Source organism: Methylobacterium sp. Gmos3 (assembly GCF_056430985.1).
In genome coordinates, this window is record NZ_JBWJYL010000006.1 from 174,237 (window position 1) to 194,829 (window position 20,593).

A 20,593-nucleotide genomic window follows, 5' to 3' on the forward strand; every position below is an offset into this window, starting at 1 on the left:
GGCCGCCGCTTTGCGACGGCACCTCAGGATGAGGGCAGAGGAGGGGAGAACGGGCGTGGACGTTTCCTACGCCGTCCGCACCGCCCGGCGCTTGTCGATGGCGACCCACTGCATCAGCACCACCATCACCACGATGGTGGCGATGTAGACGGCGAGTTGCAGGGCGGTCGGGCGGTCGGTGTAGCCGACCAGGGCGTGCAGCACCCGGCCCGTCCACGAATTCTCGGCGATGATCGCGGAGCTGTTCCAGACCGTGTGGCCGAGGATGTCGATCACGCCGGCATTGGCCAGGAACTGCGCCGCCTGCGAGGCGAGGCCCGCCGCCAGGAAGGTGATGAGCACGCTCGTGACCGAGAAGACGTAGCGCGCCGGGATCGAGGCGAGGCCGAGATAGCTCACCGCCGAGAGGAGCACGCCCGCGCCGACTCCGGCCAGCGCGCCGAACTGGATGTCCGCCCCCGAGGTGCCCGAGGCCACGAGGCCGTAGAGGAACAGCACCAGCTCCGCGCCCTCGCGCAGGATCGCCGCGCCGACGACGATGGCGAGCGCCGCCGCCTCGCGCTGGCCGCTGCGGACGGCCTCGCCCGCCGCGCGCAATTCGCCCGCCATTTCGCGGCCGTGCTTGCTCATCCAGGTGTTGTGCCAGATCAGCAGCAGCACCGCGACGATCAGCACCGCCGCGTTGAGGATGTCCTGCCCGCTGCCCTCGAAGGCATCGGAGATCCGCTCCGCGAACAGTGCGACCAGGGCCGCGCCGCCGAGCCCGCCCGCCACGCCGAGCAGCACCCAGCGCATCCGGCCGGGAATGCCCCGCGTCGCCGCGAGCACGATGGAGATGATGAGGCCCGCCTCGATGACCTCGCGGAAGGCGATGACGAAGGCACCGATCATGATGCGTAATCCCTGAAGATGCGCGGGACCCGCGCTACCAGATCCAGAACAGCAGCACCCAGTTGGCGACGGAGACCGCCGCCGCCCCGGCGATGCAGGCGCAGGCGAGCGCCCGGCGAAGCCCCCCGGCCGAAAGGCCCGCGACCCGCCACGCGAGCCACGCGCTCCACAGGGCCGCCCCGGCCAGCAGCGTCGCGCGGATCTCGGCCACGTAGGGCACGACGATCCCATCGCCGCGCAGGAAGGTGATCGTGAGCGCCGAGAGGCCGAGGAAGACGCCGCAGCCCGCGATGGGAATCAGCGTCTGCGTGAGGTGGTGGAAGCGCCGCAGGGAGAACGGCCCGAGCATCCGCGCGGAGAGCGCCACGAGGGCCGACAGGCCGAGGCCGAGCACCAGGGTCGCCGCGCCCATGTAGGCGAGCAGGACCGCCCCATCCAGAAGGGTCATCACGTCGTTCTTGTCGGGGTAGTTCGTCAGCACGAACCAGGGCGCGGAGGCTTCGAGCGGCCATGTCGTGCCGTGCTCGATCAGCCAGGTCGCCGCCGCCTGCTTCATGTCGAGGAAATACGGGCTCGACGACCATTGGAACGCGCCGACCGCCAGCCCCAGCATCCCGAACAGGATCAGGCTCGTCTGCTCCCAGGAGGGCTCGTCCCCCGCCACATGGACGATCTCGTCGTTGGGCGAGCGCAGGGCGAGGCGCACCGCGCCGCGATGGCCGGAACAGCGCCCGCACATGTGGCAGGCCCCTGCCCCGCGCATGGCCTTCACCGGCACCAGCGGCGCGCAGTTGAAGCTCGCCGTGCCCCTGGCCGGCTTCGGCGAGGCGGCCCAGGCGGCGCGGTCGACCTGGAAGCTCAGCGGGGCGAGCTTCGACAGCACCGCGAAGACGCCGTTCACCGGACAGAGGTAGCGGCACCAGACCCGCTTGTTGCGGCCGTAGAGCAGGCCGACCACGATGGCCGCGAGCGTCGAACCCCCGAGCACGGCGAGTGCCGGCTTCGGATAGCCGTAGACGCTGGTCATCTGCCCGTAGACCGTGGTGCCGGCGAAGGCGATGAACGGCCAGCCGCTCCAGGTGATCCAGCGCGGCACGGCATAGCCCCGGCTCCACCGGCTCGCGGCCTCGGACAGGGCGCCCTCGGGGCAGAACACGCCGCACCACACCCGGCCGACGAGCACCATGCTCACGAGCACGAAGGGCCACCAGATGCCCCAGAAGGCGAATTGGGCGGCCAGCGTCAGGTTGGACCAGATGTGCTGCGTGTTGTCGGGCAGCGGCAGGAAGGCCGGCACCGCCACGAGGAACACGTAGAAGCCCACCACCACCCATTGCACCGCGCGGATGGCGCCGGCATGGGCGCGCAGCCAATCGCCGAAGCGGGCGATCCCGGCCTCGACGGCGCCGGCCCGGCGCGGGACAAGGGCCCCGGAGGCCAGCGACAGGTCGCCGGCCATGGATCCACCCGCGCGCGCACTCACCGGGCGCGCACTCACTTGGCCACCAGCTTGGCCTTCGCCTCGGGGTGGAAATCGTCGAACACGTCGTAGCTGCCCGCATCGAGGGTGCGGAACACGATCGCCGAGGTCGAGCCGGCGGCGAGCGCCTTCTCGCGCTTCAATTCCAGGCTCTCGAACTCCACCGGCGACTGGCCGGTGTTCGAGATTTCCAGCTTGAAGCGGGTGTTGGCCGGAACCTCGATGATGGCGGGCAGGATCACCCCGTCACGCATCTCCACCTTGATCACCGGCATGTCGTCGGCCCGCACGGCGGCGCCCGTCGAGAGCAGGAGAAGCGCGGCGAGGGTGAGGTGCGGGATCACGGGAACGCCCATCCTTTTCAGTCGGAGCCCTTCTCTCGGGCTCAGTAGGAGCCCTTCTTGCCGGTGCCGGCGAAGGTGAAATCCTGCGTCATGTCGAAGGCCTCGAACCACGGGCCGACGCCGGTCTCCTTGTCCACGTGGCGGCCGAAATGGCTGTGCTTGCCGGGCGGCGCGACGCTGACGGTGATCCGGTAGCGGCCGGGGCCGAACAGTTTGACGTTGTCGCCGTAATGGGGGCCGTCATTGGCCACCATCGGCATCAGGGCGCCCTCGACCTTCTGGTCGGTGGGCTTATCCCCATCGAGTTTCACCAGGGTGAAGCGCACATCGAGCGCCGGGACGAAATCGCCCTCGGCGAAACCATTGCGGTTGTCCTTGGCGGCGCGAATATCCGTCTCGAGGTGGATGTCGGATTGCGCGGCCGGGCGCATCATGTCCGGCGGGTCCATCTCGATGGGTTGGAGATAGACGGCGGCGACTTCGAGCCCGTTCTTGGTGAGATGCGGGCCGATCGGCACCTCTTTGGCGCCGGCCGTGGCGACGGCAAGCAGCAGGGCCGGAACGGCAAGGGCGAGTCGGAACGGAGCAGGGGCGCGCATGGCTTCGCCACATAAGGCCAACCGAGCGAAGTTCAAAGACCTTCGCTGCACAATGAAATCATAACAGTTCTAAAGAGGAACGGCCAGCACAGTCGTTCCAACTAGCTCCTTAGAACCGCTAAAATATTCAGACGCTCCGCATACGTGAATAGCAGACTCGCACGACCTGTGGCATGCGGTCACCTGTCCGAGCGACCGTCACCGCAACGTCGTACAGATTCGCGGATGATCGGCTAAGGGCCGTGGCGAGCCGTTCCGCGCCCCTTGCCAACCCCAGGTGGCGTGGCTACGGACTAACATTATAGCAATTGCTATATCGGGGGATCGGGTGATGGGCCAGCAGGGAGGGAGCGCGTCGCGGACCGCACGGGCGAGCGGCTTCGTACGCCTGCGCCGCGCCGTCGCCGGCCTCGCCTTCCTCGGCCCGGCGGGCACGGCCTCGGCCGCCGACCTCGCTTCGCCCGCAGCGCCATCGGCGAGCTATGCCGACTGGTCCGGCCCCTATCTCGGCCTCGAGGGCAGCGCCAGCGGCTCCTACGGCGCTTACTCGTTCGGCCCCTCGACGGTCGGCGGGCGCGGCGTACCGGCCTTCAAGAGCGGAGATTCCACCGGCCGCAGCGACCGGGGCCGCGACGCCACCACGGCGGTCGGGGGCGCCTATGCCGGCTGGAACTGGCAGAACGGGCCGTGGCTCTACGGCATCGAGGCCGCGATCGACGCGGCGAACCTGAAGCGCCCCGTGCCCTCGACCATCGTGGGCTTCGGCTACGAGGGCGTGGACCCGGCCTTCGACGTGATCCGCGCCAAGACGGATGTCTACGGCACCCTGCGGGCGCGGCTCGGCTACAGCTTCGACCGCTATCTCGTCTACGCCACCTTCGGCCTCGCCGGGGCGAATGCGCGGGTGCTGGCCACCTATCCCGATCTCGCCACCGGCGCGGTGAGCACTGCGAAGACCGATCTCGGCTATGTCGGCTTCACCCTCGGCGCGGGCGTGCAATACGCCATCTCCGACACCCTCGCGCTCGGGCTCGACTACCGCTACGTCGATCTCGGCGAGAGCGGGCGCTTTTCGCTCGGCGCGGTGCCGGGGCTCGGGCCGGTGACGAGCCGGGCGAGCTTCACCTCGAACCAGATGTTCCTGCGGCTGATGTGGTTTCCGGGGGGCCTGAAGGTGCCGCCGGACCCGGACGAGACCGCCCCGCACGATCCCGACAATGGCGACACCGGGCGCTTCTCCCTGCACGGGCAGACCACGCTGATCGCGCAGGGCGTGCCGGGCTTCCGCTCGCCCTATCTCGGCGACCAGAGCCTGATCCCGCATCAGGCCCGCCAGACCACGACGGCGACGATCTTCCTCGGGCTGAAGCTCGCGGAGGGGACGGAGCTCTATTACAACCCCGAATTCAGCCAGGGCTTCGGCCTGTCGCGGACGCTCGGCGTCGCGGGCTTCGTCAACGGCGAGGCGCAGAAGGCCGGGGCGCCGTTCCCGAAGCTGCGCTCCAACCGCTACTACATCAAGCAGACGATCGGGCTCGGCGGCGAGACCGTCGAGGTGCCGGACGGCCCGAACCAGGTGGCGACCCGCTACGATGCCGAGCGCATCACCCTCATCGCCGGCAAGTTTGCGCTGGGGGACTTCTTCGACGGCAACGTCTACGCCCACGACCCCCGCGTGGACTTCTTCAACTGGTCCCTGTGGGGCTCCTCGGCCTGGGACTTTCCGGCCAACCTCCCCGGCTTCACCCAGGGCGTCTACGCCGAGTACAACCGGCCGGAATTCGCCGTGCGGGCCGCCTATACGCAGGTGCCGAAGGAGCCGTCGAGCGACGTCCTCGACCCGCGCGTCTTCCGCCGGGCCGGGCTCAACATCGAGTTCGAGGAGCGCCACGTGCTGCCGATCCTCGACCAGCCGGGCAAGGTCCGCATCGGCCTGTTCTCGAACGAGGGCAATTCCGCGAACTATCGCGATGTGGTGACGCTGACCCAGCTCGGCGTCTTCGGCGACATCAACGACGCGGTGGCGGCCACCCGCCGGCCGCGCCGCAAGAGCGGCGGCTACATCAACCTCGAACAGGCCCTGACGCCGGAACTCGGCCTCTTCGCCCGCGCCAGCATCGGCGACGGGCGCACGGAGAACATCTCCTTCACCGACATCGACCAGAGCTTTTCCGGCGGCCTCTCCTTGAAGGGCAAGGCCTGGGACCGGCCGGACGACACGGTGGGCCTCGGCGCGGCGATGAACGGCCTCTCGCCCTCGCACCGGGCCGCCTTCGCCAACGGCTATTACGGCCTGCTGATCGGCGACGGGCAGCTCCGCTACGGCACCGAGCGGGCGATCGAGACCTATTACGCCCTGAACCTCACGAAGTTCGTGACCCTGACCTTCGACTACCAGTTCATCGACAACCCCGCCTACAACCGCGACCGCGGCCCAGCGCACTTCTTCGCCTCGCGGCTGCACGCGGATTTTTGAGGGGCTGTCAGTCCTCGTTCGGATAGGCCGTGACGAGGCGGGCGACATCGTCGCCCGGCGGCACGATCCAGACCGCGAGGATGCAGGGATCACGGCCGTCCGGCGTGCGGATCCGGCATTGGACGGTGTACTTCACGCCCCAGAGACTGCCCTCGACCGCAGCGGTCGGGTTGCGATCCGGGTGTTCCGTGAGCGCGTTCGCCATGGCGTCAAGGCGGTCGAGGCCGAAGCCGAAGGCTCGAAAGAAGGCGGCCTTCGGCCCGCCGGCCGGATGATCCGCCTTGAGCAGGTAGTCGGTGAGCTTGGCCGGTGGAACGATACGCGGCGGAACGGGCGGGTTCACGCGTCGGAGCGCCGCGTGAGAAGGAAGGCCGGCACCGTCTCCACGGCATGGAACGGTTCGATGAACTCGACCTCATACGCCTCGCCTCCGCCATGGACGAAGACGACGGCGCCCCTCGCGCCCGGCGGCAGGACCCTGCCGTCCTTCAGGGTGTGACTGACGGACAGGTCGACCATGCTGTGTTCGGGGATCGGCGCATCCCTCAGCATCCGGCGCAATCCACCGACGAAGCCTTGGGAGAAGACGCCCCCGTCGATGGCCTTGCGCATGAGCTTCAGCAACTCCTCCTCGGGCAGATCGAGGGGCCGGGTCTGAAAGCGACCGTCCTTCCACCAGGAGAAGCGAATCTCATCGACACCGGTCGCCTTGATTCTCAGGCGCTCGATGCGGGCGCCGCCTTCATCGGCATGCGCGATTTCATCTGCGTAGGGTGTCGATCGCATCGGCCGTCCCAGGTCGGACCCGAACTCCCTATAAACCGTTCCGGCGGCGGGCGCATCGCGCGTCACGCCGCGTCCTCCCCCACCGTCTCCCCAAACACCGCCTCGAAGGCCGCGCGGAGCTGCATGTCGACCTCCGCCATGCTCACGAGGTGGCCGAGGTCCACGAGGCTCGTCACGCCGTGCTCGCGCACGCCGCACGGCACGATGCCGGTGAAGTGGGTGAGGTCCGGCTCCACGTTCAGGCTGATGCCGTGGAAGCTCACCCAGCGGCGCACCCGGATGCCGATGGCGGCGATCTTGTCCTCGACGCTCGCGCCCTTCTCCGGCCGGCGCACCCAGACGCCGACCCGGTCCTCCCGCCGCTCGGCGCGGACGTTGAAGGCGTCGAGCGTCGCGATCAGCCACGCCTCCAGGCTCGCCACATAGGCCCGCAGGTCGGCCCGGCGGCGGGTCAGGTCGAGCATCACGTAGGCCACCCGCTGGCCGGGGCCGTGATAGGTGTATTGGCCGCCCCGCCCGCTCGGGAAGACCGGGAAGCGCTCCGGCGCGACGAGATCCTCGGCCCGGGCCGATGTGCCGGCCGTGTAGAGCGGCGGGTGTTCCAACAGCCAGACGCATTCGGCCGCCTGCCCCGCCGCGATGGCGGCGGCCCGCGCCTCCATCCAGGCGACCGCCTCCTCGTAGCCGACGAGCCCTTCGCTCACCCGCCACGCGACGGGGGGCGAGCCGGGAGCGGGCAGGAAACTGGCCGGAGAGACCGCGAGGCGGGCAGCGTTTACCAAGACTTCACCATCATGAAGGGATGGTCTCACAATCATTCCGGGTGAACGGTGGCAAGGTCGATTTGGGCGTGGGCGTGTTCGAGACCCTCAAGGTCGATCTGACCGTCGTGCTCGGCCGGGCGCGGATGCCGCTGCACATGCTGCTGCGCATGGGGCGCGGCGCCGTCATCGCCCTCGATGCCACCGATTCCGACATGGTCGAGATCCTGGCCAACGACCATCCCGTCGCCCGCGGGCAGATCGTCGTCACCGGCGACCGCATCTCCGTGGAGGTGACGGAACTGATCCGCAAGGAAGCCGCGATCATCGACCCAAGCGTCACCATCGGCGACGGCGCGGCGCCCTTCCTCGACGACGGCCCCCTCGCGGCCTGACGAAGGCGGGCAACATTCGCTTGTCGGGGCGGAAGCGATCTGTTATCGCCTCCCGCGCCGGACGACACGAGGCCCCACGGGGCACGGGACGACTGAGCTTTCGGAGAGACGATACTCTCATCCGATGCGGCCATGGCGGAATTGGTAGACGCGCTAGCTTGAGGTGCTAGTCCCGCGAGGGGTGGAGGTTCGAGTCCTCTTGGCCGCACCAACTGTTCTTCTGAAACAGTGGTGCTAGACTGTGGCGAAGACCGGCGCGCGACCGCGCCGAGAGCCATCTCCGCTTTTGGCAACAAACCAACCCGATCGACATGGCCGCGACGGCGCGCGTTCGCGACACTGCACGGGCGATAGCAGCCTGCGGGCTCGTCCGGGCCTGTTTCCACTCGGACCCACCGTGTAGCGGCCACGATGATCAGGACCGCCCGCGCCCATTCTAGCTGCCGGGTGACGAATAGCTGAATCGCACCCGCTGAAAGCGGCAGTTCGATTTATCGTGTGACCCGGAGAGTTGGACGGCTTGATTTTATCCAAGCTCTTCTTCACTCTTCATATCGGCACCACGACGTTTGAGCGGTGCTCCGCGCCGTGAAAGCGTGGTTTGACCCTCTTTCATCGAGATTATCCTGTCCATGCGCCACCCTCGCGTGCGGCGTCCGTTCATCGTCGAATCCCGTGGCTCCTCGCGCGATGGCAATTCCATCGCGATCCCGAAGCGGGCTCCGCAGGCGACCCAGCCACAGCAGAAGACCCAGGGCGCGGCGCGCCCTCTCTTCGATCCCTGGGCCGCCATCACGGCGCCGACACCGGCCAATGCCACGGCCGAGCGGCGCATCCTCCCGAACATCATGGCGCCGTCCGAGCCCGCCTCCAATGAGCCGGAGCCCGAGCTTCACGCCGAGCCGCCGCTGCCGCGCGTGCGCCGGGTGAAGCCCCGCGCCGTCGCCGCGCCGAGGCCCGCCGCTCCGGTGGCGGAGGCGCCCAAGGCGCCTGCCCCTCTCCCGGTCGCCGAGCCGAAGCGCCTCGTGGCCGCCCCGCGCCTGTCGCCGCGCGACGAGCGTTCGGCGCGCGCCGCCCTGCCGGCCGGGCAGCGCTGGAAGGCCCGCCTCCCCCGCGCCTGCTGGTAGCACCGGGAAGTCGCCACAGATGGATCGTCCGGCCCTTCGGCCGGAGGCGATGGACGTCTCCGGTCTCCTGTCCCCGCGCGTGCGCGGCATCCGCACGAGCCAGATCGGCCTCGTGGCCGACCGGGGGCGCGACGACCCCGACGTGGTGAAGCTCTGGATCGGCGAGGGCGATTTGCCGACGCCGCCCTTCATCGTGGAGGCCGCCCACCGGGCGATGCAGGCGGGGCATACGCGCTACGCCACCTCGCTCGGCCTGCCGCGCCTGCGCGAGGCGCTCGGCGCCTATCACGCACGCCATTGGGGCGTGGCGATCCCGCCCGACCGCTTCGCCGTGACGGCAGGCGGCATGAACGCGGTGATGCAGGCTGCCCAGGCCCTGCTGGAACCCGGCGACGAGATCATCATCCCCTCCCCCGCCTGGCCGAATCTCGGCGAGGCGGTGCGGGTGACGGGCGGCGTGCCCGTCTCGGTGCCGTACCGGGTGGATGCGCAGGGCCGGTTCTCCCTGCCGCTGGCGGACATCGAGGCGGCGCTGACCCCGCGCACGCGGGTCATCATGGTGAACTCGCCCTCGAACCCCACCGGCTGGATCATGCCGGCGCAAGAGATGGTGGCCCTGCGCGACCTCGCCCGGGAGCGGGGATTGTGGATCCTCGCGGACGAGGTCTACGCGCATTTCACCTATGACGGGCCGATCGCGCCGTCCTTCCTACAGATCTGCACGGAGCACGACCGGCTGATCGTCGCCAACACCTTCTCGAAGAACTGGGCGATGACCGGCTGGCGCGCCGGATGGCTGATTTTCCCGCAAGGTCTCGCCGAGACCTTCGCCAAGCTCGGCCAATACAACACCACCTCGATCCCGACCTTCGTGCAGCACGCGGCCATCACGGCGCTCGACGAGGGCGATGGGTTCATCCGCACCATGGTGGGGCGCTGCGCCGAGGCCCGCGCCATCCTGATCGACGGGCTGTCGCGTCTGCCGGGGGCGTCCATCGCGCCGCCGGAGGGGGCCTTCTACCTCATGGCCCGCCTCGTGGAGGACGAGCCCAGCCTGCCCTTCGCCCTGCGGCTGCTGGAGCAGGCGAAGGTCGGCGTCGCGCCCGGCACCGCCTTCGGCCCCGAGGGCGAGGGCTTCGTGCGGCTCTGCTACGCGATCAGCCCGGAGCTGGCGCAGGAAGCCGTGCGCCGGATCACCGCCCTGCTGGGGCGCTGAAGCCCGTCAGGTCACGGGAAGCCGCAGCACCTTCGGGCGCCAGATGCCGAGGGCCACGTTGGCGGTCGCCACGGCCAGCAGCACCCAGAGGCTGTTGCGCTCCGGCCCGATCGAGGCGCCGAGGAGCAGGGGATCGAGCTTTCCGGCGAGCGCCGCCGCGCTCATGCCGGCCTCGCGCTGCATCGGCCCCTGGATGTAGACGAAGCCGCCCTCGAACATCAGCACGCCCGTGGCGAGCTTCAGCCACGCCCAGCCCGCGCCCCGGTAGACGGGGTGGATCGCCATGGCGAGCAGGCCGGCGATCAGCACGAGGGCGAGGGACGGCAGGAAGATCCAGGTCGCGACGGCGCCCATGGCCCCCCGGATCAGCGCGTAGCCGGCCAATTGCGAGGGCGGCGGCGCGACGGAGAACATCACGAGCAGCGCCGCCATGGCGCCCATGAGGCCGATGGATCCCATCGTGTGCAGGAACTTGAGCAGCCGCCGCATGAATTCGGGCTCCGGACGCCCTGGCAACATAGGTTGCGCCACTCAGCCGGCAAACACATCATCGTCTTTGCGAGCGCAGCGAAACCATCCAGGGACACGCCATCTCCGGAGGCCGCCCGCTGCCCTGGGTCGCTTCGCTGCGCTCGCGATGACGGAGGAGGGCAATAACGGCGAGGATCGCAAATGTTGGACAATGCCGGCAAGCATGGCCCGCCCCCGCCACCATCCCCCCGTCTTTGCGAGCGCAGCGAAGCAATCCAGGGACGCGCCATCGTCGGAGGAGGCCCGCTGCCCTGGGTCGCTTCGCTGCGCTCGCGATGACGAGAGGGTGAGAGAGGCGACGGCTAGACCGCCGCGCCTTCCACGAGGATCTCGCGCTTGCCGGCATGGTTGGCGGGGCCGACGAGGCCTTCCATCTCCATCCGCTCCATGAGCGAGGCGGCGCGGTTGTAGCCGATCTGAAGCCGGCGTTGGATGTAGCTGGTCGAGGCCTTCTGGTCGCGCAGCACCACCTGCACCGCCTGATCGTACAAGTCGCCGCCACTCTCGCCGAAGGCACCCGCATCGAACACCGCGCCGTCGATCTCCAGATCGTTCGAGGCGCCCTTGCCCTTGCCGCCCTTCTCGGAAGCCGGCTCCTCATCGTCCGCCGTGACGGCGTCGAGGTAGCTCGGGCGGCCCTGGCGCTTCAGGTGCGCCACCACGCTCTCGACTTCGCTGTCCGAGCAGAACGGCCCGTGCACGCGGGTCGTGCGCCCGCCGCCGGCCATGAACAGCATGTCGCCCTGGCCCAGAAGCTGCTCCGCGCCCATCTCGCCGAGGATCGTGCGCGAGTCGATCTTGCTCGTCACCTGGAAGGAGATCCGGGTCGGGAAGTTCGCCTTGATCGTACCGGTGATCACGTCCACCGACGGGCGCTGCGTCGCCATGATCAGGTGGATGCCGGCCGCGCGGGCCATCTGCGCGAGACGCTGGATGGCGCCCTCGATGTCCTTGCCGGCCACCATCATCAGGTCGGCCATCTCGTCGACCACGATGACGATGTACGGCAGCGGGGCGAGGTCCATCTCCTCGTCCTCGTAGACCGCCTCGCCGGTCTGGCGGTCGAAGCCCGTCTGCACCGTACGCGTCAGGACCTCGCCACGGGCGGCGGCCTCGGCCACGCGGGCGTTGTAGCCGTCGATGTTGCGGACCGCGATCTTGGCCATCTTCTTGTAGCGCTCCTCCATCTCGCGCACGGCCCATTTGAGGGCGATGACCGCCTTCTTCGGGTCCGTCACGACGGGGGAGAGGAGATGCGGGATGCCGTCGTAGACGGAGAGTTCCAGCATCTTCGGATCGACCATGATCAGCCGGCACTCTTCCGGCTTCAGCCGGTAGAGCAGGCTCAGGATCATCGTATTGATGGCAACCGACTTGCCCGAGCCGGTGGTGCCGGCGACCAGCAGGTGCGGCATCCGCGCGAGGTCGGCGATGATCGGCTCGCCGCCGATGTTCTTGCCGAGGCACAAGGCGAGCTTGTGCTTGGTGTCCACGAAGTCTTCCGAGGCGAGGAGTTCGCGCAGGAAGACCATTTCCCGCCGGGCATTCGGCAACTCGATGCCGATGGCGTTGCGGCCGGGGACCACGGCGACGCGGGCCGAGACCGCCGACATCGACCGGGCGATGTCGTCGGCCAGCGCGATGACGCGGCTCGACTTGGTGCCGGGCGCCGGCTCCAGCTCGTACAGGGTCACGACCGGGCCGGGGCGCACGGCGAGGATATCGCCGCGCACGCCGAAATCGCCCAGCGTCGCTTCGAGCAGCGTCGCGTTCTGCTCCAGGGAATCGGCCGAGACCAGGCTCGCCTGCGACGGGCCGCGCGGCTCGGCGAGGAGATCGAGGGCGGGCACCTCATACTCGTGCGGCGCACGAGGCGGCGCCGGGCGCCGGGCGGGGGCCGGACCCGCCGGAGGGGCGGCGACCCGCGAGGGCACGGGCGCGGGCGCGGCCAGGACCGGCTCGGGCTCGTCGTCCTCGGCCTCGTCATGGATGACCGGCTCGGCGCGCGGGCCGGCATCGAAGACCGGCTCGCGCCGCTTGACCGGCGCGCGTTCGGCTTCGGGGATGTGGTCGGCCCAGGGCACGTCGCCATCGGAGAAGGCGCGCCGGGCCGCCAGCGCCGGGGAGGCGCCGTCGATCTCGTCGCCCCGGCCGGCGCGCAGGCCCTCGACGCGGTTCGCCACGGAGGCGCGGGCGCGCATCAACCCCTGCGCCAGGGCGCCGATGCCCACGAGCCCGAGGCCGGGCTCGTCGCCGTCGCCCTCCCCGTCGCGGCCGTCGCGGTTCCGGTCGGGAACGCGGCGGACGGGATAGGGCTCGTCCGGGCTCTCCTCCTCGTCCGGGAGGAAGCGGCAGGCGCCGGTGAGGCAGATGATCGCCACGGCCGCGAAGCCGAAGCCGGAGAGCGGCGCGAGGCCGGAGAACAGGCTGCCGAGAACCCGGCGAACCATATGGAGCATGCCGTCGCCGGCCACGCCGCCGAGGCCGGTGGGCAGCGGCCAGCGGGCGGTGGGCGGCAGGGCGCTCGCCACCGCGCTGGCCGCGCAGAAGCCGATGATCCACAGGGCGATGCGCGCCCCGCCGCCGGGCAGGGTGCGCTCCCGCATCAGCCGCACGCCCCACAGGGCCGGCGGCAGGACGAAGGCGAGGGAGCCGAGCCCGAGCAGCTGCATCGCGAGATCGGAGACCACCGCCCCGGTCTGGCCGAGGACGTTGTGGGCGGCGTGCTCGGTGGCGTGGTTGAGACTCGGGTCGTCCACCGACCAGGTCGCGAGGGCCACCGTCATGGCGACGGCGGCCGTGAACAGCACGAGCCCGCCGAGCTCCGTCAGGCGCTTGCCCAGGAATGGGCGAAAGCCATCGACGAAGGTCTCGTAGGGCGACGCGGGGCGGCGAAGCGAGCGCATGCGGGACCGGACGCAGAACGAAGGACTCGTCGATGACGCTGGCAGAGAGGGCTTAACGAGCGGCTAAGGTTGAGGAAGGCTTGCGTGGACATCCCACGGGCGGTCCCGCCTTCGGGCGCGTGCAAAGCCGGTCCCGTTGTGGCACATGCCCCGCATGAAGATCGACGGCCGCTCCTATCGCACCATCTTCGCCGACCCGGACGGCCTCAGCGTCCAGGTGATCGACCAGACGCGCCTGCCCTTCGCCTTCGAGCTGAAGCGACTCGCCACCCTGGACGACGCGGCGGTGGCGATCCGCACCATGATCGTGCGCGGGGCGCCGCTCATCGGCGTCACCGCCGCCTACGGACTGGCGCTCGCCATGCGCGAGGATTCCTCGATGGAGGGGATCGAGCGGGCCTGCGCCACCCTCGCCGCCACGCGGCCCACCGCCATCAACCTGCGCTGGGCGCTCGATCGGGTCTCCGCCAACCTGCGTCAGATCGAGCCGCACGAGCGCTTCGCCCGCGCCTTCGCTGAGGCCGGGCGAATCGCCGAGGAGGACGTGGCGAGCTGCCGTGCCATCGGCGCCCATGGCGGCCGGCTCATCGAGGATCTGCACAAGGCCAAGGGCCGGCCGATCACCGTGCTGACCCATTGCAACGCCGGCTGGCTCGCCACCGTCGATTGGGGCACCGCCCTGGCGCCGATCTACGATGCCCATGATCGGGGCATCCCGGTGCATGTGTGGGTGGACGAGACGCGCCCGCGCAACCAGGGCGCGGCGCTCACCGCCTTCGAGCTTCACGGCCACGGGGTGCCGCACACGGTGATCGCCGACAATGCCGGCGGCCACCTGATGCAGCACGGCAAGGTCGACCTCTGCATCGTCGGGTCCGACCGCACCACCGCCGAGGGCGACGTGTGCAACAAGATCGGCACCTACCTGAAGGCCCTGGCGGCGCGGGACACGAACGTGCCGTTCTACGCCGCCCTGCCCTTCTCCACGATCGACTGGACCCTGCGCGACGGCGTCGCCGAAATCCCGATCGAGGAGCGCGACGCCCGCGAGGTCACGCATCTCACCGGGCGCACGGAGGATGGCGGCTTCGCCACGGTGCAGGTGGTCTCGCCCGGCAGCCCCGTCGCCAACCCGGCCTTCGACGTGACGCCGAACCGGCTCGTCACCGGCATCATCACCGAGCGCGGCGTCTGCGAGGCGAGCGCGGAGGGGTTGCTCGGCCTCTACCCGGAGCGCCGCAAGGCCGCCTGAGCCTGCGGCGGCGCATCGCAGGGACCGCTCCGGGCGTCGGGCGTTGCCCGCTGGATTTCATTTTCCAGCGGACAGGGCAGGCCGATGTCGGACGATCACGGGGCGATCTGGGACGAGTTCAAGGACGCGGTCAACATGACCCCGGCCGCCCTGCGCAAGCACCTCGACAGCGAGGACAGCAAGGAGGTCGGCCAGAAGAAGGGCGGCGGCGAATCCACCGGCCACGCGATGGGCCGGCGCATCCTGGAGATCAAGGACAAGAAGAAGGCCGACCTGACCGACGACGATTACGCCGCGATGAAGAAGGTGGTCGGCTACGTTCACCGCCATCTCAAGCAGGGCGGCGAGGCGCGCAAGGACCCGGATTCCGCGTGGCGCCTGTCCCTGATGAACTGGGGCCACGATCCGCAAAAGGATTGAGCGGCGCGCCCCCACTCAGTCGCGCGGGGGCACCACCCAGGAGGGGGCGATCACGTATTCCTTCGGCCGCCTGCGCTGGCCGAGGCGCCCTTCCGATTGCTGATCGTTGTAGTAATCGAAGCCGGTGAGGCCGAAGCCGCCGCCATTCATCACCTGCGCCACCGGCACGGCGGGCCGCACGAGGTCGGGCCGGCCGGCGGGGGCGACGGGGCCGAGGACGGTGCCTTCGAGGACGCTCGGCGCATCCGGCGCGATGAACACGAAGCCCTGCGGGCGCACCGGGACGGGAACCTCCTGAGCCCAGGCGCCGCCGGCACAGGCGGCCGTGGCGAGGAAGGCGGCGGTCAGCGCCTTGCGCAGGGTCGATGAACTCACGCGATGCTCCGTCGGTGACTGGGATGGGGACCGTAGCAGATCCACCGGAGCCGAGAAACGCCGGCTCAACCGCGAGACTGGAGAACCACCGGCGGCGTCGCGGGCACCGGATCGCATCCGGTGATGAAGGCGTTCAGCGGCGCCGGGCGTGACTTGCAGGCATAGGCATCGGTCGGGCCGGGGGCCGGCACGGGATCGCGCGCGATGATCGGATTGGGCGCGCAGGCCGAGGCGGCGGCGGCGAGCAGCAGGGCGGCGATGGTGGACAGACGGCGCATGCGGCTCTCGGGACGCGGGACGGGACACCCCCGTGCCAACCCTGCGCAGGCGGGCGGCGCCTGACAAGCGCCACCACCGGGCGAAAGGACCCTTTGACGAGTCCTGTCGCCCGGCGGCAACATGCGCGAGCGGCTCAAGACCCGTCAGACGGCCTGCGCCATCGGCACGACATTGTGCAGGGACTTGTCGGCCGCATCGAAGAACTTGCGCAGGTTGCGCGCCGCCTGCCGGATGCGCTGCTCGTTCTCGACCATGGCGATGCGGACGTAATCGTCCCCGTGTTCGCCGAAGCCGATGCCGGGGGCGACCGCCACGTCGGACTTCTCCAGCAGCAGCTTCGAGAATTCGAGGCTGCCCATGGGGCGGTAGCGCTCGGGGATCGGCACCCAGGCGAACATCGAGGCGGCCGGCGCCGGGATCTTCCAGCCGGCCTTGCCGAAGGAATCGACCAGGGCCTCGCGGCGCTTCTTGTAGGTGGCGCGCATCTCGTGGATGCAATCGTCCGGCCCGTTGATGGCGGCGGTGGCCGCCACCTGGATCGGCGTGAAGGCGCCGTAATCGAGGTAGGATTTCACCCGAGTCAGCGCCGCGAGCAGCCGCTCGTTGCCCACCGCGAAGCCCATGCGCCAGCCGGCCATGGAGTAGGTCTTCGACAGGGAGGTGAACTCCACCGTGCAGTCGATCGCGCCCGGCACCTGAAGCACCGAGGGCGGCGGCTCGCCGTCGAAATAGACCTCGGCATAGGCGAGGTCGGAGAGCAGGATCAGCTCGTGCTTCTTCGCGAAGGCCACGAGGTCCCGGTAGAAATCGAGCCCGGCGACATAGGCGGTCGGGTTCGAGGGGTAGCAGACGACCAAAGCCACCGGCTTCGGGATCGAGTGCTGCATCGCCCGTTCCAGGGCCGGGAACATGGCGGGCGTCGGCTCGGCCGGCACGGAGCGGATCACGCCGCCGGCCATGAGGAAGCCGAAGGCGTGGATCGGGTAGCTCGGGTTCGGCACCAGCACCACGTCGCCCGGGGCGGTGATCGCCTGGGCCATGTTGGCGAAGCCTTCCTTCGAGCCGAGCGTCGCCACCACCTGGGTGTCGGGGTTCAGCTTCACGCCGAAGCGGCGCTCGTAATAGCCGGCCTGGGCGCGGCGCAGGCCGGCGATGCCCTTCGAGGCGGAATAGCGGTCGGTGCGCGGACGGCCCGCCGTCTCGCACAGCTTGGCGATGACATGCCGGGGGGCATCGAGGTCCGGGTTGCCCATGCCGAGATCGATGATGTCGGCGCCGTTAGCTCGGGCGGCGGCCTTGATCCGGTTCACCTGCTCGAACACGTAGGGCGGGAGGCGCTTGATGCGGTGGAAGTCGGTCATCGGCGTTTCCATAGGGCGCGCCCGTGTCGTTCAGGTCCCTGCCGGGGCGCGAACCGCTGCGTATAGCAGAGCCGGCCTCGCCCGCCGACCCTTAAAAATCGGTCACTGCGGCGCCGGCGCGGCGGAGTCCGGCGCCGGGGCGGGCGGGGGCGCGATGCCCTTGGCGACCCCCTTGGCCGCGCTCTCGGCCGCCTTGCCCCGCGCCACGTTGCGCCCTCGGGCGTTCTCCAGCTCGGATTCAAGGGCCTTCTGGCTCTCGGCGTTCTTGGCGCGGACCGTGCGCTTGGGGGCATCGACGCCCACCGCCATGAAATCGGGCGTGTCCTTCGGGCGGGTGCTCGTCACGAAATCCGGGGCATCGACCTTGCGAGGCCCGTAGCCGGCATCGGACGCGAGAGTGCGCACCGTGTCGCCGGAGCAAGCCCCCAGGGGCGCGACAAGGAGGGCGAGGGCAACGCAGCGTCGCAGGGCGAGCGTCATGAAGGATCTTCCCGCGCGGTGTATCCGTTGCGCGATGAGAACATGGGTCGGTTGTCGCGGGGGAAACCCGCGGCGGGGTGGCGAAACGTCCGGCTCGCTCCTTAATGTGTCGGAAACGAGGCTCGCCGGCACAGGCGGGCCGCGATGATCCAGGGAGGCATGCCGTGACGAGCCCGCAGCAAAGGCAGGCGGCGGAGAAAGCCGCGCTCAATCCGGCCACCCCGGCGCCGGAGGCCGGTCCCGCCCTGCCCGATTTCGAGGCGATGTCGCGCAATGCCGGCCAATTGGTCGAGGCGCTCGGCCGCAGCGCCGCCCGCTATCTGAAGCCCGAGACGCAGGTCGGCGCCTCCCCCGAGGTCGGCGAGATGGTGCGGACCCTCGGCAAGGTCGCGGAATCGTGGCTGACCGACCCGAGCCGCACCGTGGAGGCGCAGGCGCGCCTGTCGCAGGACTTCCTGACCCTGTGGGGCTCCACGTATCAGAAGCTGCAGGGCCAGCAGGCGCCGCCCGTGGCCGCGCCGGAGCCGCGCGACAACCGCTTCGCGCACCCTGACTGGTCGGAGAACCCGTATTTCGACTTCATCAAGCAGGGCTACCTGATCGCCACCCGCTGGGCGGAGGAACTGGTGGAGGATGCCGAGGGCATCGACGAGCAGACGCGGCACAAGGCGCAGTTCTACCTGCGGCAGGTGACGAGCATGCTCTCGCCGTCGAACTTCCTGGCGACCAACCCGGAACTGATCCGCCACACGCTCTCCGAGAACGGCGCCAACCTCGTCCGCGGCCTCAAGATGTACGAGGAAGACGTGGCGGCCGGGAACGGGGCGCTGCGCGTGCGCCAGACCGACCCGACCGGGTTCGAGGTCGGCCGCAACATGGCGGTGACGCCGGGCGAGGTCGTGTTCCGCAACGACCTGATCGAGCTGATCCAATACGCGCCCACCACCGAGACGGTGTTCAAGCGCCCGCTCCTGATCGTGCCGCCGTGGATCAACAAGTTCTATATCCTCGACCTGAACCCCCAGAAGAGCTTCATCAAGTGGATGGTGGACCAGGGGCTGACGGTGTTCTGCATCTCGTGGGTGAACCCGGACGAGCGGCACGCCGAGAAGGACTTCGAGTCCTACATGAACGAGGGGATCGAGGCTGCCATCGACGCGGTCGGCGCCGCGACGGGCGAGACCGAGGTGGCGGCGGCGGGCTATTGCGTCGGCGGCACGCTGCTCGCGGTGACGCTCGCCATGCAGGCCGCCACGGGCCGCAAGCGCATCACCAGCGCGACGCTGCTGACCACGCAGGTCGACTTCACCCATGCCGGCGACCTGAAGGTCTTCGCGGACGAGGAGCAGATCAAGCAGGTCGAGAAGACCATGGAGGAGCGCGGCTACCTCGAGGGCGCGCGCATGGCCAACGCCTTCAACATGCTGCGCCCGAACGATCTGATCTGGCCCTACGTCGTCAACAACTACATCAAGGGCAAGGCGCCCTCGGCCTTCGACCTGCTCTACTGGAATTCGGACGCCACCCGGATGCCGGCGGCGAACCATTCCTTCTACCTGCGCAACTGCTACCTGGAGAACAACCTCGCCAAGGGCCGGATGGTCATCGGCAACGTGCGCCTCGACCTGAAGCGGGTGAAGATCCCGGTCTTCAACCTCGCCACGCGCGAGGACCACATCGCCCCGGCCCTCTCGGTGTTCAAGGGCTCGAAGCGGTTCGGCGGCCCGGTGGACTACGTCCTGGCGGGCTCCGGCCACATCGCGGGGGTCGTGAACCCGCCGGCCAAGCCGAAATACGGCTTCTGGACGGGGGGGCCGGTGAAGGGCAAGTTCCAGGATTGGCTGGAGAAGGCCGCCGAGACGCCCGGCTCGTGGTGGCCCTACTGGCTGCGCTGGATGGAGGCGCAGGCGCCCGAGCGGGTGCCGGCCCGCAGCCCCGGCGGGGGCGCCCTGCCCTCCCTCGGCCCGGCGCCGGGCACCTATGTCCGCGTCCGGTCCTGAGGCCGGACGCCGCGTACAGGAGAAGACGCAGGATGAAGCTGATCCGCCACGGCGCGCCCGGAGACGAGAAGCCCGGTCTCGTGGATGCGAAGGGGGGCCTTCGCGACCTCTCGGGCATGGTGAGGGACATCGCCGGCCCGGCGCTCTCGCCGGAATCCCTCGCGCGGCTGAAGCTGATCGACCCCGAGCGCCTGCCGCTCCTGCCGCCTGACACGCGCCTCGGCCCCTGCGTCGGCGGCACCCGCAACGTGGTGGCGATCGGCCTGAACTACGCCGATCACGCCGCCGAGACCGGCGCGGCGATCCCCTCCGAGCCGATCGTGTTCAACAAGGCGCCGTCGAGCCTGTGCGGGCCCAACGACACGGTGATCCTGCCCAAGGGCTCCTCCTGCACCGATTGGGAGGTGGAGCTGGCGGTGGTGATCGGCCGCCCGGCGAGCTACGTCCATGCCAACGAGGCGCTGGACTACGTAGCCGGCGCCTGCATCTGCAACGACGTCTCCGAGCGGGACTGGCAGATGAACCGGGGTCCGACCTGGACCAAGGGCAAGAGCGCGCCGACCTTCGGGCCGCTGGGTCCCTGGCTCGTGACCCTCGACGAGGTCGGCGACCTCAAGAGTCTCGCCATGAGCCTCGACGTGAACGGCGAGCGCCGCCAGACCGGCTCGACGGCGACCATGATCTTCGATGTCCCGCAGATCGTCGCCTATTGCTCGCACTTCATGCTGCTGGAACCCGGCGACGTCATCACCACCGGCACGCCCCCCGGCGTCGGGCTCGGCATGAACCCGCCGACCTACCTGAAGGAGGGCGACGAGATGGTGCTGCGCATCGCCAAGCTCGGCGAGCAGCGCCAGAAGGTCGTCGCCTTCGACGCCTGGACCGCGAAGGCCGCCGCAGGGGCTTGATTTTTC

The 20,593-nt window shown here is 69.6% G+C and carries 21 protein-coding genes and 1 tRNA gene; 9 read left to right on the forward strand and 13 right to left on the reverse strand.

The window, feature by feature from the left end:
- Positions 1-66 precede the first annotated feature (66 nt).
- The 4 genes from ACS5Q7_RS13945 to ACS5Q7_RS13960 are packed head-to-tail and all read right to left on the reverse strand — an operon-like array spanning position 67 to position 3,314.
- Entirely contained in the window at positions 67-891 is an 825-nt protein-coding gene (locus tag ACS5Q7_RS13945; RefSeq protein ID WP_478339900.1) for an FTR1 family iron permease, read from the reverse strand.
- 34 nt (positions 892-925) lie between these two features.
- Positions 926-2,350 (reverse strand): 4Fe-4S binding protein, encoded by a 1,425-nt coding sequence (locus tag ACS5Q7_RS13950; RefSeq protein WP_478339901.1) that lies wholly within the window; start codon positions 2,348-2,350, stop codon positions 926-928.
- A 35-nt stretch (positions 2,351-2,385) separates the two neighbouring features.
- On the reverse strand, positions 2,386-2,727 hold the full coding sequence (locus ACS5Q7_RS13955; RefSeq protein WP_478339902.1) for a cupredoxin domain-containing protein: 342 nt from the start codon (positions 2,725-2,727) through the stop codon (positions 2,386-2,388).
- 29 nt (positions 2,728-2,756) lie between these two features.
- Positions 2,757-3,314, reverse strand: coding sequence for an iron transporter (locus ACS5Q7_RS13960; protein ID WP_478339903.1), 558 nt, complete (start codon positions 3,312-3,314; stop codon positions 2,757-2,759).
- 331 nt (positions 3,315-3,645) lie between these two features.
- On the opposite strand from ACS5Q7_RS13960, the gene ACS5Q7_RS13965 reads away from it, so the two are divergent.
- Entirely contained in the window at positions 3,646-5,790 is a 2,145-nt protein-coding gene (locus ACS5Q7_RS13965; protein ID WP_478339904.1) for a carbohydrate porin, read from the forward strand.
- A 7-nt stretch (positions 5,791-5,797) separates the two neighbouring features.
- On the opposite strand, the gene ACS5Q7_RS13970 is transcribed toward ACS5Q7_RS13965, so the two are convergent.
- Genes ACS5Q7_RS13970 through lipB form a run of 3 tightly spaced genes read right to left on the reverse strand, consistent with a single transcriptional unit; the run spans position 5,798 to position 7,358 of the window.
- Positions 5,798-6,133 (reverse strand): DUF6883 domain-containing protein, encoded by a 336-nt coding sequence (locus ACS5Q7_RS13970; RefSeq protein ID WP_478339905.1) that lies wholly within the window; start codon positions 6,131-6,133, stop codon positions 5,798-5,800.
- Positions 6,130-6,642: a hypothetical protein gene (locus ACS5Q7_RS13975; protein ID WP_478339906.1), complete on the reverse strand. Its 513-nt coding sequence runs from the start codon at positions 6,640-6,642 to the stop codon at positions 6,130-6,132. Before ACS5Q7_RS13975 ends, ACS5Q7_RS13970 begins: the two co-directional genes overlap by 4 nt.
- Positions 6,639-7,358 (reverse strand): lipoyl(octanoyl) transferase LipB, encoded by a 720-nt coding sequence (lipB, locus tag ACS5Q7_RS13980; RefSeq protein WP_478339907.1) that lies wholly within the window; start codon positions 7,356-7,358, stop codon positions 6,639-6,641. The genes ACS5Q7_RS13975 and lipB overlap by 4 nt, the downstream gene beginning before the upstream one ends.
- A gap of 68 nt (positions 7,359-7,426) precedes the next feature.
- On the opposite strand from lipB, the gene ACS5Q7_RS13985 reads away from it, so the two are divergent.
- From ACS5Q7_RS13985 to ACS5Q7_RS14000, 4 genes are all read left to right on the forward strand, one after another.
- Positions 7,427-7,732 (forward strand): FliM/FliN family flagellar motor switch protein, encoded by a 306-nt coding sequence (locus ACS5Q7_RS13985; RefSeq protein WP_478340133.1) that lies wholly within the window; start codon positions 7,427-7,429, stop codon positions 7,730-7,732.
- A 126-nt stretch (positions 7,733-7,858) separates the two neighbouring features.
- A tRNA-Leu gene (locus tag ACS5Q7_RS13990) sits at positions 7,859-7,943 on the forward strand.
- A 421-nt stretch (positions 7,944-8,364) separates the two neighbouring features.
- Positions 8,365-8,859, forward strand: coding sequence for a hypothetical protein (locus ACS5Q7_RS13995; protein WP_478339908.1), 495 nt, complete (start codon positions 8,365-8,367; stop codon positions 8,857-8,859).
- Positions 8,860-8,878: 19 nt separating this feature from the next.
- Entirely contained in the window at positions 8,879-10,075 is a 1,197-nt protein-coding gene (locus ACS5Q7_RS14000; protein WP_478339909.1) for a pyridoxal phosphate-dependent aminotransferase, read from the forward strand.
- A gap of 6 nt (positions 10,076-10,081) precedes the next feature.
- Here ACS5Q7_RS14000 and ACS5Q7_RS14005 read toward each other — a convergent pair whose 3' ends face one another.
- Entirely contained in the window at positions 10,082-10,564 is a 483-nt protein-coding gene (locus ACS5Q7_RS14005) for a hypothetical protein (RefSeq protein ID WP_478339910.1), read from the reverse strand.
- 344 nt (positions 10,565-10,908) lie between these two features.
- Positions 10,909-13,512 (reverse strand): DNA translocase FtsK, encoded by a 2,604-nt coding sequence (locus tag ACS5Q7_RS14010; protein ID WP_478339911.1) that lies wholly within the window; start codon positions 13,510-13,512, stop codon positions 10,909-10,911.
- Between the two features lie 154 nt (positions 13,513-13,666).
- On the opposite strand from ACS5Q7_RS14010, the gene mtnA reads away from it, so the two are divergent.
- Both mtnA and ACS5Q7_RS14020 read left to right on the forward strand, forming a co-directional pair.
- Positions 13,667-14,764, forward strand: coding sequence for an S-methyl-5-thioribose-1-phosphate isomerase (gene mtnA, locus ACS5Q7_RS14015; RefSeq protein WP_478340134.1), 1,098 nt, complete (start codon positions 13,667-13,669; stop codon positions 14,762-14,764).
- A gap of 84 nt (positions 14,765-14,848) precedes the next feature.
- Positions 14,849-15,184: a DUF3140 domain-containing protein gene (locus ACS5Q7_RS14020; protein ID WP_478339912.1), complete on the forward strand. Its 336-nt coding sequence runs from the start codon at positions 14,849-14,851 to the stop codon at positions 15,182-15,184.
- A gap of 15 nt (positions 15,185-15,199) precedes the next feature.
- Here the strand turns inward: ACS5Q7_RS14020 and ACS5Q7_RS14025 are convergent, their stop codons facing one another.
- The 4 genes from ACS5Q7_RS14025 to ACS5Q7_RS14040 all read right to left on the reverse strand — a co-directional run bounded on the left by ACS5Q7_RS14025 (position 15,200) and on the right by ACS5Q7_RS14040 (position 17,679).
- The gene (locus tag ACS5Q7_RS14025) at positions 15,200-15,559 is read right to left on the reverse strand and encodes a hypothetical protein (protein ID WP_478339913.1); all 360 of its coding nucleotides are present in this window, start codon (positions 15,557-15,559) and stop codon (positions 15,200-15,202) included.
- A 65-nt stretch (positions 15,560-15,624) separates the two neighbouring features.
- Positions 15,625-15,837 (reverse strand): hypothetical protein, encoded by a 213-nt coding sequence (locus ACS5Q7_RS14030; protein WP_478339914.1) that lies wholly within the window; start codon positions 15,835-15,837, stop codon positions 15,625-15,627.
- Positions 15,838-15,981: 144 nt separating this feature from the next.
- Positions 15,982-17,199, reverse strand: a complete 1,218-nt coding sequence (locus tag ACS5Q7_RS14035) for an LL-diaminopimelate aminotransferase (RefSeq protein ID WP_478339915.1) — start codon at positions 17,197-17,199, stop codon at positions 15,982-15,984.
- 102 nt (positions 17,200-17,301) lie between these two features.
- A complete protein-coding gene (locus ACS5Q7_RS14040; protein WP_478339916.1) occupies positions 17,302-17,679 on the reverse strand; it encodes a hypothetical protein in 378 nt (125 codons plus the stop codon).
- Positions 17,680-17,942: 263 nt separating this feature from the next.
- On the opposite strand from ACS5Q7_RS14040, the gene ACS5Q7_RS14045 reads away from it, so the two are divergent.
- Both ACS5Q7_RS14045 and ACS5Q7_RS14050 read left to right on the forward strand, forming a co-directional pair.
- Positions 17,943-19,679, forward strand: a complete 1,737-nt coding sequence (locus ACS5Q7_RS14045; RefSeq protein ID WP_478340135.1) for a PHA/PHB synthase family protein — start codon at positions 17,943-17,945, stop codon at positions 19,677-19,679.
- Positions 19,680-19,711: 32 nt separating this feature from the next.
- Complete coding sequence (locus ACS5Q7_RS14050; RefSeq protein ID WP_478339917.1) at positions 19,712-20,587, forward strand: fumarylacetoacetate hydrolase family protein; 876 nt, start codon at positions 19,712-19,714, stop codon at positions 20,585-20,587.
- Positions 20,588-20,593: the final 6 nt, after the last annotated feature.